Here is a 15,150-nt window from a genome sequence, read left to right as displayed (position 1 = left end):
CCGGACGGGGGCGCCCCCCCGCCGCTCCATCCCTACGGAGAACATCCCGTGCCCAGCAGGAAAGCGCTGATCCGCCGGCCAGGACCGCGCCTCGCCGAAGGCCTGGTCACCCATGTCGAGCGGACCCCGGTCGACGCGGGTCTCGCCCTCCGGCAGTGGGAGGCGTACGCCGACGCGCTGCGGGCGCACGGCTGGGAGACGGTCGAGGTGGAGCCGGCCGACGACTGCCCGGACTCGGTCTTCGTCGAGGACACCGTCGTCGTCTTCCGCAACGTGGCACTGATCGCCCGCCCCGGCGCCGAGTCGCGGCGGGCGGAGACGGCCGCCGTGGAGGAGGCCGTGGCCCGCCTCGGCGCCTCCGTGAACTGGGTGTGGGAGCCGGGCACGCTGGACGGCGGCGACATCCTCAAGGTCGACGACACCATCTACGTGGGGCGCGGCGGGCGCACGAACGCCGCCGGCGTGCGGCAGCTCCGGGCGGTCTTCGAACCGTTGGGGGCGCGGGTCGTGGCCGTACCCGTCAGCAAGGTCCTGCATCTGAAGTCGGCGGTGACGGCGCTGCCGGACGGCACGGTCATCGGCCACCCGCCTTTCGTGGACTCGCCCTCGCTCTTCCCGCGCTTCCTGCCCGTGCCCGAGGAATCCGGGGCTCACGTGGTGCTTCTCGGTGGCGCGAAACTGCTCCTTGCGGCGAGTGCGCCCAAGAGCGCGGAACTGCTCGCGGACCTCGGTTTCGAACCCGTCGTGGTGGATATCAGCGAGTTCGAGAAGCTTGAAGGCTGTGTGACATGCCTCTCAGTCCGGCTCAGGGAGCTGTACGCCTGACCAGTCCTGGGGCGGGCGGGACACGAGGGGGTCATGGGCCCCCTGTCTCGGCCACTTTACGGAGGGCTTAACCTACGGCAACGTAACCTACGAGACCGTAGGTAGGTAGCACCCGCTCGGGCTACCGCGTAACCCCTACGCACGTAATCCGTAAAAAAACTCCCGTCCCCCTGGAGCCCCCGTGACGATCACCTCTCCTCATCTCGGCAGCACCGACGACTGGACCGATGCCCGGTTGCTGTTCGCCCTGGAAGAAGTGGTCGAGCAGGAGCTGAACCGCCACCTGAAGGTGGCGAAGGACTGGATGCCGCACGAGTACGTCCCGTTCTCCGACGCCCGGAACTTCCCCGGTTACTTCGAGGACGGCGAGGCCTGGGAGCCCGAGCAGTCCAAGGTGACCGACATCGGCAAGATCGCCCTCGTCGTCAACCTGCTGACCGAGGACAACCTCCCCAGCTACCACCACGAGATCGCCTCCCTCTTCGGCCGTGACGGCGCCTGGGGCACCTGGGTGCACCGCTGGACCGCGGAGGAGGGCCGCCACGGCATCGTGATGCGCGACTACCTCCTGGCCTCGCGCGCCGTGGACCCGGACAAGCTCGAGCAGTTCCGCATGGCGCACATGGCCGAGGGCTTCGAGTCCGACAACCGCCACTCGATGCTCCACTCGGTGGCGTACGTGGCCTTCCAGGAGCTCGCGACCCGCGTCTCGCACCGCAACACGGGCCACCAGTCTGGCGACCCGGTCTGCGACCGCATGCTGGCGCGCATCGCCACCGACGAGAACCTGCACATGGTCTTCTACCGCAACCTCCTGGGCGCGGCCTTCGAGCTCGCCCCGGACCTGACCATGCAGTCCGTGCGTGACGTCGTCGTCAACTTCCGGATGCCCGGCCACGGCATGCCCGGCTTCGAGCGCGCCGCCGCCCAGATGGCGATCGGCGAGATCTACAACATGCGCATCCACCACGACGACGTGATCCAGCCCGTCCTCCGCTTCCTGAAGGTCATGGAGATCGGCGGGCTCGGCCCCGAGGGTCTCAAGGCGCAGGAAGAGCTCGGCCTGTACATGAACGGCCTGGACACCGAGGCCGCCAAGTTCGACGAGAAGCTCGCCGCCCGCAAGGCGCGGATGGCGGCTCGGGGCAAGTAGGCCCTTGGCCCGCGGGCTGCCGGGTGGGCGGGTTCTTGCCCGCCCACCCCTCTGATCGCCCCGCGGTCACTCGTACGACGTGCACACCGACAGCGCGGCGTCCCGCACGTCCGGGACTCCGTGCCCCCGCAGGGACCCCAGCAGGTCCCGCCACGGGGCCGCCCAGCCGTCCCGCTCCCCGCAGGACTCCACCACCGCCACGGCGAAGAGGCCGGACGCAAAGCTGCCGTCCCCGGCCAGGCCGCCGGCCACCGCGAGGAGCGGAGCCACCCCGCCCGCAAACTCCGTGCCGGAGAGCCGCGCGCCCAGCGTCGACGCCGTCCGCACGGCCAGCGCGGGCCGCCCCTCGTGCAGCCTGGCCAGTCGCGCCAACGCGGCCGCCGCTTGCGCGGGCTCGCCGTCCAGCGCCACGGCGCCGGCCAGCACCTCAGCGGCCTGCGGCACGAAATCCCCGTACCCGGCGAGCAGCCCGGCCGCCCGCAGGGCAGCCGTCCGGTACACCTCGCCCTCGTCCGCCAGCGTCCGGGCCACATACTCGATCCGCCGCCGCGCGGGCAGATCCCGGTCCGGCGAATCGGGCGCATCGACCCCTGCCAAGGCGGCGAGGGCGCCGCACAGCGCCTCGCCGCCCCGGGGCGCGGTCGCCGCCGCCGTCACGAGCCCCCGCGCGGCCACCTGCCACGTGGCCCGCCGGTCGAGGTCCGCGACCGCGTGCGCGAGGACCGGGGCCGCATCCGGCGACCACGGGGCCCACCGCGCCAGGGCGGCGAGCGCCTGGCCCGCCACGTCGTCGTCATCGGCGCCGACCGCGTCGCGCACAAGATGCGCGTACCGCTCCCGGTGTTCCCGCGCCAGGTCGAGCGGCCGGACCCGCAGCACCGCCGTCCGCAGCACTGCCTCTCCCCCGGCCGCGTCCCTCAGCAGCTCCCACACCCGCTCCTCGCCGAGCAGCCCGCCCGCGAAGGCGACACACGCCGCGCGCACGTCACGGTGGGCGTCCGGTGCCTCATAGGCGTCGCCGAGCAGCGCAGCCGCCCGAGGCGCGGGCAGCCGCACGGCGGCGAGACGCGCGGCCTCCTTGCGGCTCGTGACCTTCTTGCCGGGCCCGCACAGGACGTCGCGCAGCATCTCCGCGAGCCGGGACGGCGCGACGTGCCGGGACGCCCGCGTCGCCGCGTACACGGCGACCCGCGCCCGCTCGCCACCCGCGTGCGCGAGCAGGGCGGGCAGTGTGTCCCCGGGCCGCGAGGTGTGGGCGAGGGCGCCGATGGCCGCCTCGGCGAGCACGGTGTCGGACGATCCGGTCCAGCGGTGTACGAGCTCGTCGCCCGCGCCGGGGATGCACGCACCGCGTGCGATCGCCTCGGCGCGGTCCCACGCCGGGAGCCCCGCGTCGTCGGCCGCCTGCTCCAACTGCCGCGCCAGTGCTGCCTGTTGACGCGGCAGCCAATGGCGGACCTCGCGGGCGTCGGCGGGCACGGTCCAGGTCGCACCCTTGGTCAGGAACCGTCCGTAGGGCGGCGTGGTGGAAAGAAGCGGGTCGAGCAGGTCCGTGCGGCGCGAGCACAGCACGGTGTGGACCGGGGTGAGCACGCCGGTCGACTGCTCGTGTGCCAGTACGCGGGCGACGCGTTCGTCGCGGGTCGCGGGTGGCTGCAACCACAGGTCGACCGCTCTCGACACCGTCGCGTTGCTGCCGAACCTGATGGCCTGCCAGAGGAGTTCCTGCAACTCCCTCATTCCGGCGGCACGGCGGCCGACCGCGCGGGCCAACGCGAAGGTGAGGCTGTAGTCGGCCTTCTCCGCGCCCGCCTCGATCCAGGGGCGCAGCGCCTCGAACACGTCGTGCTCCTGGCCACGGCGCAGGGTGTGGTCCAGGCGCCCGAGGTCGGCGCCGCCGGTGTTGCCGGAGATGCGGACGAGCGTGCGCAGCGCCCAGTTCACCAACTCCCGCTGCCCGCCCGCAGCGTGCTCGCGCAGGACGGCGACGGCCAGGCGGCTGAGGCTGCCGCGGGTGGCGTGCGAGGAGTCGCGGGCCGCGACGGCGTCTGCGGAGATCCGGTCGAGGAACGGTTCGGCGTCGGCCCCGAAGAGGGCGGGGCGGGTCTCGGCGAGCGCGGTCAGGGCAGCGGCCCGAACAGGATCCTGTTCGTTCGCGAGCCGGGTCATCTCGCCGAGTACGGCTGTGACTTGGGCAACTTCACCGGAGCGGGCGGCGTTGCGGACGAGCAGCGGCCAGGCTTGCGCGCGGTCGTCGGCCGCGGGCCGCCGGGTCGCCGCCACGAGCCGGTCGCGCACCTCCGCACAGGGCAGGAAGGACTCGGCGAGCAGTATCGCGCTCCAGTGTCCGCCGTTCCGCTCGGCCCGTCCGGCCATCCGTCGCGCCTCTTCGGCCACGGCGTTGCGGGGCAGCGCGCCGAGGATGACCCCGTCGACGATGCGGAACCCCGCGCCACGCCCCTCGACGGCGCGCGCGTGGACCGCGGCCCGTTCGGCCGGCCGGTGGGCGAGCATCAGCCGGGCGAGGTCGGCGGAGTCGTCGGCGACGGTGCGGGCGTACGCGCGCAGTTCGGGAGCGCCGGAGCGGGCGAGCTTGCGCAGCACGGAGGAGGTGAGCGCACCACTGCGTCGCAGGGGCCATCCCCAGGGACCGGCGAGGATCGTGAGGACACGACCCGGCGCGGCGTCGGCCAACACACCGAGGCGCCGTCGGAGTTGAGTCGGAAACGCGCTGGGCGCGAACCGTTCGAGCAGGTCGAGCACCCGGGTCGGCTCCGCCTCCGTGACGGCCGCGACCCCCGCCGCGTACCGCTGCCACCACGTGTCCCGCAGCGCTTCGGGCAGGTCGTCGAGCTCACGTCCGGCGACGTCGAGCAGGGCTCCCGCGTGCCGTGCGGCCAGCGGGCGCCAACCCCGTACGGCATGGAAGAGCCCGGGCAGCAGCCGCTCGACCACGGGGCCCGAGCAGCCGGGGAGCAGCCTGGCCGCCTCGGCGTCACCCCATTGCCCGCGCAGCGGGTCGATGACGCGATCGGCGAGCGTGCTGCGCCGCCCGGCGACGATCGCCCGCAGCAACTGCCGCCGCACCACCTCGGGAGCGTCGTCGAGCGCGGCCTCGAAGGCGGCGTCCGGCACCCCGTGGCTCTCCGCGACCCGCAGCGCGTGCCCCCGCACGAAGGGGTCGGGGTCGGCGATCCGCGCCCCGGTCCACTCGGCGTCCCCACCCGCACAGGCCAGCAGGACGGCCACTCCCCGCTCGTACGGGCCGCCGCGCTCGAGCTCCTCGACGACCGGCCGCAGCGCCCCGCGCCCCGCGAGGTCCCGGGCAGTCTCGGCGATCTCCCGTACCCGTCGCGGATGGGGCAGGGGGTCGAGGTCGGAGAGCAGGTATTGGGCGGCGGTCTTCTCGTGCGGAGCCATGCGCGGATTCTGCCCGGCGGGACCGGCCCGCGGACAGCGAATTGCGAAGGGGGCGGGACGGCTGGAATCGAACCAGCGTGTTCCGGTTTTGGAGACCGGCGCGACAGCCCCTGCGCTACGCCCCGCCTTGCGGTGAATCGTATCCCCAGGGCGGGCCGAGGGCTCGCGATTCGGGGCGGTGAGAGGGGATTCGCCTCACGAGCTCAACGGTGCACGCTGCGTACCGCCGCCACATCCCGTGGGGTCGCCGGTGCCGGAATGTGTGCGCTGAAGGCGGCGAGACGGCGTTTGATGCTCGCCGCGATGCCCTGGCCGAGGACGAAGCGGGTGGGTGTGCGCGCGTGTGCGGCGGTGTCGAGCAGACGGTGGGCCTGGCGACTGCGCAGGCCGGTGTGGCTGAGCACCAGGTGCACCAGGCGGTGTTCGACCGCGGCGAGGCTTTCCGCGATGGCTCCGGCCGCCGTGTCGTCGACGTGGTTGTCCGCCGCGCCGAGCGTCCCCGCGGCGCGCACCCGGCCGAGGTCGAGCAGCCGCACCCCGGCGGTCACGGAGGCCGCGACAAGCCGGGCGGCGCCCCGCGGCCCGATGCCGTTGCTGGCCAGAGCCAGGCGATCGAGCCCGCCCGGCGCCGCGCGCTCCAGCGCCTCCGCGATCAGCAACGCCCCCTCGTCGCCCAACCCCGCGGCCGATACGTACAGTTCGCGCACACCGCCCCGCGCGATCAGCTCGGCCAGCGGGGCCGCGCCCGACGGTCCGAGCGGGTTGCCGCCCAGGAAGACCCGCTCGACGCCTCGCCCGGCACCGGACGCCGCGAGCAGGGCGTCGGCGACGGCCGCCGTGCCGGCCGCGTCCAGGCCGGTCTGGACGAGGTCGAGGGTGCGCAACGTGCGTACGGACTCGATCAGTTCGGTGGCGGCGGCTCCCGCACCCGGGCCCAGCGGATTGCGTTTGAGCCAGAGACCGGTCACGACCTGCGGCGAGGCTCGCAGCTGGTCCGCGATGCGGCAGGCGCCGCCGGCGGTGATGCCGTTGCAGCCCAGGTAGAGCGTCTCGACGCCGGTGGGGCCCGCCTCGCCGGTCGCGGCCGCCGCCGCGACGGCCGCTCCCTCATCGCCCAGGCCGTCCGTGCCGAGCAGCAAGTGCCTCACGGCGGGCCCCTGCTCGCCTCGATCGGCCCGTAGCGCCCCGGCGATCAGTGCGGCGCCTTTCGCTCCGATCGCTTGCTTGCACAGGTCGAGCCGCCCGTCCGGGAGCACCGTCCCGGCTGCGAAGTCGAGACGCGCACTCGCCGCCTTCCCGTCTCGCAACCAGGCCAGGAGTGGGGCCAGTTCGGAGGTGGGGCGCGGATCGACGCCGGGCACAACCGCGAACCGCCGCGCCTCGAAGGGGTCGTTCACCACTCGGCCTCCCTGTAGTCCTTGAGGAAGACTCCCGAGACCGGCACGCCCGCCTCGCCGCGCACGATCGGGTCGTAGATCCGGGCCGCGCCGTCGACCACGTCGAGGGGCGTGCGGAAGCCCGCTTCGGCGATGCGGTCCTTCTTCGGCGCGGGGTTCTCGTCGGTGATCCAGCCGGTGTCGATGGCGCACATGTGCACGCCCTGGTCGGCGAGTTCGGCGGCGCTCGTGCGCGTGAGCATGTTCAGGGCGGCCTTGGCCATGTTGGTGTGCGGATGCCCGGCCGTCTTGTTGCGCACCGCGAAGCGCCCCTCGACCGCGGTGACGTTGACGATGTACGTGCGGGGGCGCGGCGAGGCGAGCAGCAGCGGCAGCAACCGGTCACAGAGCAGGGCCGGGGCGAACGCGTTGACCAGCTGCGTCTCGAGGACCTCGGCCGGGTCGAGGTCGCCGAGCCGGGCCGACCAGGAGTTCTCCGGCGAGGGATCGGGCAGCAGGCCCGCCTCGTCGGCCGCGCGCAGGGCAGCGGACGCGCTCTGCGGGCCCCCGTCACCCGGGGCGTCGGCCTCGCTCAGGACGAGAGCGAGCGCGCCCCGCGTCGCGGCGGAGCCCTCCAGTGCCGCCATCGGGCGGAATCCGGGCGCGCCACGGGCCCCGGCGGGCAGTCGCGCCGCTTCCCCCGCCGTGAGCGCCGCGTACGACTCAGGTGGTCTGCGCACCGTCTGCGCGGCGTTGTTGACCAGGATGTCCAGCGGTTCGCCCTCCTGCCGCAACTCCTCGCACAGGCCCAGGACTTGGCGCGGGTCACGCAGGTCGACGGCGAGCACGGTGAGCCGGTCGAGCCACTTCTCGCTGCCCGGCACGGCAGCGAAGCGCCGCCGTGTGTCGTGCGGGAAGCGGCTGGTGACCAGGAGTTCCACGCCGTCGCGCAGCATCATCAGGGCCAGTTGGAAGCCGATCTTCACGCGGCCTCCGGTGAGCAGCGCACGGCGCCCGCTCAGATCGGTGGCGAGACCGCGCCGGGCCCGGTTGTCGGCGGCACACTCGGGGCAGAGCCGATGGTAGAAGGAGTCGACCTGTCGATACGACGCCTTGCAGACATAGCAGGGCCTGGGTCGCCGGAAGACTCCCGCGACACCCGCAGGGACCCCAGTGCTCGCGACACCCGCGACACCCGCAGCCCCCGCAGCCCCCGCAGCACCATCGGCGACCAGCGGCGCGTCCTCACGGCGGTCGTCCGCCCCGGTGGCCGTGGCGGCCATCACGGCCGCGTCGGCGGCGGAGAGTTCGGCTCCGCGCGCCTTGCGCCTGCGCAGCCGTCCGTCGCGGGCGAAGGACGCGGCGACCTGCTCGGCGCGCAGCCGGGCGGGGTCGTCGACCGGCAGTGCGCGGAGCCTGCCGATCACGTCGTGGAAGACCGCGAGATCGGCCTCGCTGATCACCTCGCCGGTGTCACCGCTCTCACTCATCCGTCCCGCCCCGCCCGTACCGTCCGCTCGTGGTCCCGACCGGATTCGAACCGGCGTATCCGCCATGCCATGGCGGTGAGTCTGCCTCTGCTCTACAGGACCCCGCACACACGCGGACCAGGAGTGTTCCGGTCCGCCCGCGCCCCCGGATCGTAACCGCACAAGACCCCTGTGCCGAACCGATTTACGACCGCCCGCCCCGGTGCAACGGTGGGCACGGGGGTGGAACCCATGGCACAGACCCATGAATGGATGTTCTACGAGGTCATGTGGCGCGGCTGGGCGGGACGGGCTCAGGTGCCCTACCCCGTTCCGTGGTGGGCCCAGGCGGCCTTCCGGCGCTGGAGCGACGACTTCGACCCGGGAACGTACGAATCCAAGGAGGCCGCCTTCGCCTCCAACGCCCTGTACCGCTACTGGCACATGGTGGGCGTCAAGGACCACCGGCAGGAGTCCCTGATCGGGCAGGCGGGCGAGATCGAACCGGTCTACGACAAGTACTGCCTGTCCTTCTTCCTCTACTCACCGTCGACCGGCGCCGTCCGGCTGCCGCAGCTGACGGACGCCGGGGCCGTCGGCCAGCGCATGGAGGCGCCCCATCTGCCGGTGGTCCTGACGACGTTCCGCACCGCGGACGGCACCGAATTCGTGCAGCGCACCTTCGGCACGGCGATCGGCCCCCGGCAGCGGGACCTCGTCGTGACCCGGCTGACCGTGGGCAGCGCCACCGGGCAGCCGCGCGAGGGCTGGCTGTGCGCGGCCGTCATGCCCGCGGGGCCGAGCGGTTTCCAGCGGCACGACCGCAACGGCCGCCAGATCACCGACCGGCGCCTGACGTTTCTGCGCCACCTGCCCGACGAGGGGCGGGTGGAGACGAACTCGGGCTGGGGCCCGGTGTTCGACACAGCCCCCGAGCAGTACGGCGTGTACGGCAATCCGGACTTCACGTACGACCCGGGCTCCTATCTGACCCGCAACCCGTTCCACGACCTCGTCACCGGCGGCAAGCTGAACGGTGCCCTGCAGGCGCAGGACCAGATCGCCGGCCTGTGCAGCGCGGCCTTCGCCTGGCCCTACCGCATCACCGACGACGAGCTGTTCGAGCTCGATGTGCGGCTTCCTGTCGACCTCTACAGCGGGCCCGCCGACCTGGCGGAGATCAAGGCCACGCCCGCCGCGGACCTGGAGGAGGCCAACCGAGTGTTCTGGACGGGCCAACTGATCGCGCACGGCGTGCAGCCGCAACTGCCGCAGCCCGTGGCCCACTTGGCCGACCAGTTCCGCCAGTGCCGCTCGCAGCTCCTGATCCTCTCCGACCACGGCGAGATCCACCCGGGGCCGACGGTGTACGACTCCTTCTGGATCCGTGACTCCTCCGTCGAGGCCACGGCGTGTTCACTGGTCGGCGACACGGCGCTCGCCGAGCGCCAGTTGGGCACGCACTACCCGCTCAAGTTCAACCGCGGCTCGGGCCGCATCGGGCCGTGCGCGGAGTACGGCTTCTACGGCGGGCCGCACGAGAAGGACGACCGCGAGTGGGACAGCAACGGCCAGGCGCTGTGGGCGATCGGCCGCTTCGACCGGACCCATGGCCGAGCCACCGCGTTCGGCGCCAAGCTCTACACGCCGTACGTCATCGACGGCGCCCGGTGGCTGCGGGACAACCGCGACCAGAACGGCCTGTTGCACAGCGGCTGGAGCGCCGAACACCTCGGCGAGCGCCACAAGCCGCACTACTGGGACGACCTGTGGGGCCTGGCAGGGCTCTACGAGGCCGCGCGGCTGGCGGAGCGGCTCGGCTCCCCCGACGTGGCCGAACTCTGGGGAGCCTTCGACGACTTGAAGCGAGCGACGGCCGCCTCGATCCGCTGGGTCCTCGATGAGCAGCGCAAGCAAGGTGCCTGGGAGACGTACATCCCGACCGGGCCGGCCGACGTCGGGCGGCTCGACTCGACGATGATCGGCACGGCGGCGTTCTTCCACCCGCTGCGGCTGCACATGGGCAGCAAGCTGGGCGAGGACATCGACCGGGCGGCCCGCTGGACGCTCGACACGATGTACGCGCACTTCGTGACCGGCGGCTACCGCCACGAAGCGGCCTGGAACACCTACGGCCCCTACCTCACGACCCAGTTGGCGCACGCCTATCTGCTCGCCGGGGACACCGAGCGAATGGACGCGCTGCTCGGCTGGATCGTCGGCGCGTCGCTGCCGCGGGCCGAGGAGCGGGCGGTGGCGCTCGGCGCGTGGAACGAGCAGCACGCCTTCCCCATCGCCTCCGACTACCGCGAAGTCCCCGACCGGCACTGGTACATGGGGGACATCCCGCACGGCTGGGCGGCGGCGGAGTATCTGCTCCTGATCCGCGACATCCTCTTCTTCGAGGCCGACGAGGACCGCGACCCGCACCTCTACATCGCTCCGGGCATACGCCCCCACTGGGTGCCGGACGGCGCCACGGTGGCCGTCGACGACGCCCCGAACCTGTTCGGCGCGCCATTCGGCTACCGGCTCGCCCACGACGCGGGCGGGCGGAAGGTGACCGTGGACATCACGCGGGCCCCGAAGCGGGTGCGCTACGTCTATCCGTGCCGGTTCGGCCCGGTGCGGGCGGTCACGGCGGACGGCCGCGACCTGACGGTGACGGGGGACAACGTACACATTCCGGCGGGCACGAGGAGGTTCACGGTCACCTACGGCACGTGAGGGGGTCAGGTGCGTCTGAGGCTGAGCCGCTCCTTCTCCGAGAGGCCGCCCCAGACGCCGAACCGCTCGTCATGGGCCAAGGCGTATTCGAGGCACGCGGGGCGCATCTCGCAGAGCCGGCAGATGTACTTGGCCTCGCGCACCGAGCTGCCCGGTTCGGGGAAGAAGAACTCGGATCCGGTCTGGGCGCACAGGGCCTGCTCCTGCCAGGCGAGTTCCGGCTCGGCTGTCATCTCGATCTGCATGCCGCCGATGCTGGCAGGGCGCGCGAAACAGGAGATCAACGAACGATCAACGCGGCGACGTGCACCGATTTCGGGCGCCTTCTGCTTGCCCACGTGGAACGTGGCGAAAACGCGCACGCCGCCGCAAAGCCGCAAGCCGTCAGCCGCAAGCAGCAACCGCTCCTCTCAGCCCGCGCCCGGCGCCTCCGGCTGCATCAGCGCGAACCGCGCCCCCGAGGGATCGGCAAGCTTGGCGAAGCTGCCGACGCCCGCGAGGTCCATGCGCGCCGTCCGCACCGTGCCCCCGGCAGGCTCGACCTGGGCGAGCACCGCGTCGATGTCGGTCACCTGGAAGTACGGAGTCCAGTACGCCCCGGCCTCGGCTTCGTCCGGGGCGTCGGACAGCGGCCACAGGCCGGCGAACATGTCGTCCGCCGTGCCGCCCGCGGGGTGCACCATCGTGTACGAACCGCCCTCGATGCCCTGGGTGGTGGCGCCCCAGCCGAACACGGAGGCGTAGAACTCCTGGGCCGCCGCGATGTCCGGGGTGTAGAGCTCGGTCCAGGACATGCTGTTCGGGGCGTCGACCAGGTCGAGGCCCTTGTTCGTGCCCGGCTGCCACACCGCGAAGCCGACGCCCTGGGGATCGCTCAGGACGGCCATGCGACCCAGGTCGCCTACGTCCATCGCCTCGTACACCACGCTGCCGCCTGCCTGCTCGACCGCCTTCACCGTCGCGTCGGCGTCCGTCGTCCTGAAGTAGATCGTCCAGGCCGGAGGCGCCTGGTCCGCGGGGACGGTCATGGCGCCCGCCACGGTCTTCCCGTCCGCCTGATACATGCCATATCCACCGAATTCCGCACCGCCGGACAGGAACTCCCAGCCGAACAGTGCGCGGTAGAAGGCATGGGCGCCTTCAAGATCCGGGGTGCCGAGGTCCACCCACGTGGGAGCGCCCACGACATAACGGGTATTGAGCATGATCGACTCCTTTGTCGCATCTCTCTGCCGTCCTTCCGAGTCTGACACCCGGCACTGACAGTGCGCGCTTGCTGCCACCTTGTGAAAGAAACAAGATTCTGAGAGCGCTCTCAGTCACAACTCTTGACGACCGAATTGGCCGACGCGACAGTGGTCGCACCACACGGCCACCACCCCCCACACGGCCGCACGGCCGCACGACATCCCCCCCACACATCCCGGGAGACCTTCCGTGATTTCGCGTCGAGTGTTCCTGTCCACTGCCGCCGGTGCCGCCGGAGCCCTCACCTACCCCGTCTGGGGAAGCGCCCTCAGCCCCGGCGCCAAGGCAGCCCCCGCGACCTGTGAACTCGCCCTGCAGAACAAGTCGTTGCCCGGCGAGGTCCGCGCCTACGTCACCGGACACGAGCAGGGAACCGACCGCTGGGTCCTGCTGAAGCCGGACGGGGGCGTCTACCGGCCCGACTCCCCGTCGGCCCCGCAGACCCCGCTGCCCGTAGACTGCGCGATCCCGCTCGGCGCCGCGGGCTCAGCCCCGAAGGTCCTGACGCTGCCTCAGATGTACGGCGCGCGCGTCTACTTCGTGCGGGACGACAAGCTGGACTTCTTCCTGAACCCGGGCCCTTCGCTGGTCGAGCCGGCCTTCGCGACCAAGGAGGACGCCAACTACGGGCGCACCTGGTCGTTCTGCGAGTTCACCTTCAACAGCTCGCAGCTGTACGCCAACATCAGCTACGTGGACCTCGTCACCGCCCTGCCCATCGGGCTGACCCTGGAGGGCGACGGCACGCACACGGTGGCCCCGCTGCCGGACGGCGCCGTCGACAAGATAGCCGCCGACCTCGTGGCCCAGGGCGAGAAGGACGGGCAGCCCTGGGGTGATCTGGTGATCCGTGGCGACGGCGACAAGGTACTCCGGGTCATCTCGCCGCAGAACCTGATGGCCCCGTACTTCGACCGCCCGAACGAGATGCCGTTCCGGGACGTGTGGAACAGCTACATCGACCAGGCGTGGGAGAAGTACCGCGGCACCGACCTGAAGATCGACCTCCAGGGCGGCCGGGGCGTGTTCACGGGCCGCGTGAGCGGCGACACGCTGACGTTCAACGGCGGGCACACCTTCCCGAAGCCGACGTCGAAGGACATCTTCACCTGCAACCACGGGCCCTTCACCAACAACCCCGGGGACTCCGACGACAAGAAGGGCCTCCTCGCGCGGCTCGCGGCGGGCTTCAACCGCAGCATCATGCTGTCGCACGCGCAGCAGCCGAACGGGGCCGGCGCCGGGGACTACTACAAGGGTGACGTGACCAACCACTGGGCCCGTGTGGTGCACGCGAACTCACCGATCGGCTACGCGTTCCCGTACGACGACGTCCGGCCGGACGGCGAGCCCGATGTCTCCGGGGCGGCGCACGACGGCAACCCGCGCCGCTTCACGGTGAGCGTCGGTTCCTGACACCAGCGGCTCTCGCGGGCCCACCCCCACACGTGCTCCGCCCCGTCGCGCACTGGTCGCGACGGGGCGGCGTGCCGTCCGGCAGGGATCGCCCGCCGGCCCGGAGACCTACTTGCAGTGGTTGCCGGCGGCCGGGTTGAGGAGACCGACGACGTTCAGCGAGTTGCCGCAGGCGTTGATCGGAATGTCAACGGGAACCTGGACGACGTTGCCGCTGAGGACGCCCGGCGAGTTCTTGGCCGTGCCCTCGGCGTAGGCGCCGGAGCCCGGGCCGGGGTCGGCGGCGGCGGAACCGGCCCCGCCGATGACGGTGACCGCGGCGAAGGCCGCTGCTGCCAGGATCGCGCACTTGCGCATGGTGTTACCTCCGGATGAGTGGAAGTGCTGAAGCGAGCCTCACCCGGCCACGACGCGACAAAAACGCGGGTGGACCGTGCGGGGGAACGAGGGCACCCGTTCGTGGGACGGAGAGGGTGCCGGGCCCCCGCGCCTACGCCGACGTCCGTCGCACCAGCTTGGTCGGCAGGACCACGCTCTCCGGGGGGAGGGCATCGCGTGACAGCAGCATGCGGGCCATGAGACGGCCCATCTCCTCGATGTCCTGGCGCACCGTCGTCAGCGGTGGGTCCACCTGTTCGGCCACCGCGAGCATGTCGTCGAAGCCCACCACCGCGACGTCCTCCGGCACCCGCTTGCCCCGCTCCCGGAGCACCCGGAGCGCACCCGACGCCGTCAGGTCGTTGGCGGCGAAGACCGCGTCCAGGTCGGGTACGCGGTCCAAGAGCTCGCGCATCGCCCGCTCGCCGCCCGCCGGGGTGAAGTCGCCGTGCGCGACGAACCTCTCCCCCGCCTCCGGAAGCACGTCGCGGAAGCCGTCGAGGCGGTCCACGGCCGACGTCTGGTCGAGCGCACCGGTGATGTGCGCGATGCGCGTGCGGCCCAGCGAGCGGAGGTGACGGACCGCGTCCCTGGCCCCGCCGCGGTTGTCGCAGTCGACGTACGGAGTCGTCACCGTGCCGTCCGGCCACCCGGGACGGCCGCCGAAGACCGTCGGCACCCCCGCGCCCTGGATGATGCCGGGCAGCGGGTCGTCCAGGTGCAGGGAGAAGACGAGGGCGCCGTCCACATGGCCACCGGCCAGATAGCGGCCGACCCGCTCGTGATCGTCCCGCCCCTCCGTGAGCAGCAGCACCAGCTGGACGTCCCGCGACGTCAGCTCCTTGCTGATGCCCCGCAGTTGAAGCGCGAAGAAGGGGTCGGCGAAGACCCGGGTCTCCGGTTCGGCGATCACCACGGCGACCGCGTCATGCCGACGGGTCACCAGACTGCGGGCGGCGCGGTTCGGGACGTAGCCGAGCTCGTCGACCGCCAGCCTGACCCTCTCGGCCAGCACCTCACGTACGCCCGTGTCGCCGTTGACGACACGGGACACCGTGGCCCGCGAGACCCCGGCTCGGGCGGCCACGGCCTCCAGGGTGGGGCGCGGGGCGGCGCTCGGCGGCTCGGTCACGTGGGG

The 15,150-nt window shown here is 72.2% G+C and carries 11 protein-coding genes and 2 tRNA genes; 4 read left to right on the top strand and 9 right to left on the bottom strand.

Translation table 11 applies throughout. The features are described from left to right. Window positions 1-48: 48 nt before the first annotated feature. Window positions 49-825 carry a dimethylargininase gene (gene ddaH / locus ACWD02_RS20905; RefSeq protein ID WP_451212725.1) on the top strand — a complete coding sequence of 259 codons (777 nt, stop codon included), beginning with the start codon at window positions 49-51 and terminating at the stop codon, window positions 823-825. 181 nt (window positions 826-1,006) lie between these two features. Further along, window positions 1,007-1,978, top strand: coding sequence for an acyl-ACP desaturase (locus ACWD02_RS20900; protein WP_451212722.1), 972 nt, complete (start codon window positions 1,007-1,009; stop codon window positions 1,976-1,978). 66 nt (window positions 1,979-2,044) lie between these two features. Here ACWD02_RS20900 and ACWD02_RS20895 read toward each other — a convergent pair whose 3' ends face one another. The 5 genes from ACWD02_RS20895 to ACWD02_RS20875 all read right to left on the bottom strand — a co-directional run bounded on the left by ACWD02_RS20895 (window position 2,045) and on the right by ACWD02_RS20875 (window position 8,366). Then, window positions 2,045-5,398: a hypothetical protein gene (locus tag ACWD02_RS20895; RefSeq protein WP_451212719.1), complete on the bottom strand. Its 3,354-nt coding sequence runs from the start codon at window positions 5,396-5,398 to the stop codon at window positions 2,045-2,047. Window positions 5,399-5,450: 52 nt separating this feature from the next. Next, a tRNA-Trp gene (locus ACWD02_RS20890) sits at window positions 5,451-5,523 on the bottom strand. A gap of 78 nt (window positions 5,524-5,601) precedes the next feature. Beyond that, window positions 5,602-6,795 carry a ribonuclease inhibitor gene (locus tag ACWD02_RS20885; protein ID WP_451212716.1) on the bottom strand — a complete coding sequence of 398 codons (1,194 nt, stop codon included), beginning with the start codon at window positions 6,793-6,795 and terminating at the stop codon, window positions 5,602-5,604. Further along, on the bottom strand, window positions 6,792-8,264 hold the full coding sequence (locus ACWD02_RS20880) for an SDR family NAD(P)-dependent oxidoreductase (RefSeq protein WP_451212713.1): 1,473 nt from the start codon (window positions 8,262-8,264) through the stop codon (window positions 6,792-6,794). Before ACWD02_RS20880 ends, ACWD02_RS20885 begins: the two co-directional genes overlap by 4 nt. A gap of 30 nt (window positions 8,265-8,294) precedes the next feature. After that, window positions 8,295-8,366, bottom strand: a tRNA-Ala gene (locus tag ACWD02_RS20875). A 129-nt stretch (window positions 8,367-8,495) separates the two neighbouring features. Here ACWD02_RS20875 and ACWD02_RS20870 point away from each other — a divergent pair. Beyond that, complete coding sequence (locus tag ACWD02_RS20870) at window positions 8,496-10,970, top strand: hypothetical protein (protein WP_451212710.1); 2,475 nt, start codon at window positions 8,496-8,498, stop codon at window positions 10,968-10,970. A gap of 5 nt (window positions 10,971-10,975) precedes the next feature. Here ACWD02_RS20870 and ACWD02_RS20865 read toward each other — a convergent pair whose 3' ends face one another. Further along, window positions 10,976-11,215 carry a WhiB family transcriptional regulator gene (locus ACWD02_RS20865; RefSeq protein ID WP_451212708.1) on the bottom strand — a complete coding sequence of 80 codons (240 nt, stop codon included), beginning with the start codon at window positions 11,213-11,215 and terminating at the stop codon, window positions 10,976-10,978. 165 nt (window positions 11,216-11,380) lie between these two features. Next, on the bottom strand, window positions 11,381-12,175 hold the full coding sequence (locus tag ACWD02_RS20860; protein WP_451212705.1) for a VOC family protein: 795 nt from the start codon (window positions 12,173-12,175) through the stop codon (window positions 11,381-11,383). A 232-nt stretch (window positions 12,176-12,407) separates the two neighbouring features. On the opposite strand from ACWD02_RS20860, the gene ACWD02_RS20855 reads away from it, so the two are divergent. Next, complete coding sequence (locus ACWD02_RS20855) at window positions 12,408-13,634, top strand: glycoside hydrolase family 64 protein (protein ID WP_451212702.1); 1,227 nt, start codon at window positions 12,408-12,410, stop codon at window positions 13,632-13,634. 108 nt (window positions 13,635-13,742) lie between these two features. On the opposite strand, the gene ACWD02_RS20850 is transcribed toward ACWD02_RS20855, so the two are convergent. Together ACWD02_RS20850 and ACWD02_RS20845 are read right to left on the bottom strand one after the other, a co-directional pair. Beyond that, complete coding sequence (locus ACWD02_RS20850; protein WP_451212700.1) at window positions 13,743-13,991, bottom strand: chaplin; 249 nt, start codon at window positions 13,989-13,991, stop codon at window positions 13,743-13,745. 133 nt (window positions 13,992-14,124) lie between these two features. Then, on the bottom strand, window positions 14,125-15,144 hold the full coding sequence (locus tag ACWD02_RS20845; RefSeq protein ID WP_451212697.1) for a LacI family DNA-binding transcriptional regulator: 1,020 nt from the start codon (window positions 15,142-15,144) through the stop codon (window positions 14,125-14,127). Window positions 15,145-15,150 lie beyond the last annotated feature (6 nt).

The organism is Streptomyces sp. NPDC002853 (genome assembly GCF_053591915.1).
This window is presented reverse-complemented; position numbering and strand designations above follow the sequence as displayed.

Excerpts from the sequence above, each read along its gene's own strand:
- ACWD02_RS20895 (WP_451212719.1), bottom strand. The coding sequence starts at position 5,398 with ATGGCTCCGCACGAGAAGACCGCCGCCCAATACCTGCTCTCCGACCTC.
- ACWD02_RS20880 (WP_451212713.1), bottom strand. The coding sequence starts at position 8,264 with ATGAGTGAGAGCGGTGACACCGGCGAGGTGATCAGCGAGGCCGATCTC.
- ACWD02_RS20870 (WP_451212710.1), top strand. The coding sequence starts at position 8,496 with ATGGCACAGACCCATGAATGGATGTTCTACGAGGTCATGTGGCGCGGC.
- ACWD02_RS20865 (WP_451212708.1), bottom strand. The coding sequence starts at position 11,215 with ATGCAGATCGAGATGACAGCCGAGCCGGAACTCGCCTGGCAGGAGCAG.
- ACWD02_RS20860 (WP_451212705.1), bottom strand. The coding sequence starts at position 12,175 with ATGCTCAATACCCGTTATGTCGTGGGCGCTCCCACGTGGGTGGACCTC.
- ACWD02_RS20850 (WP_451212700.1), bottom strand. The coding sequence starts at position 13,991 with ATGCGCAAGTGCGCGATCCTGGCAGCAGCGGCCTTCGCCGCGGTCACC.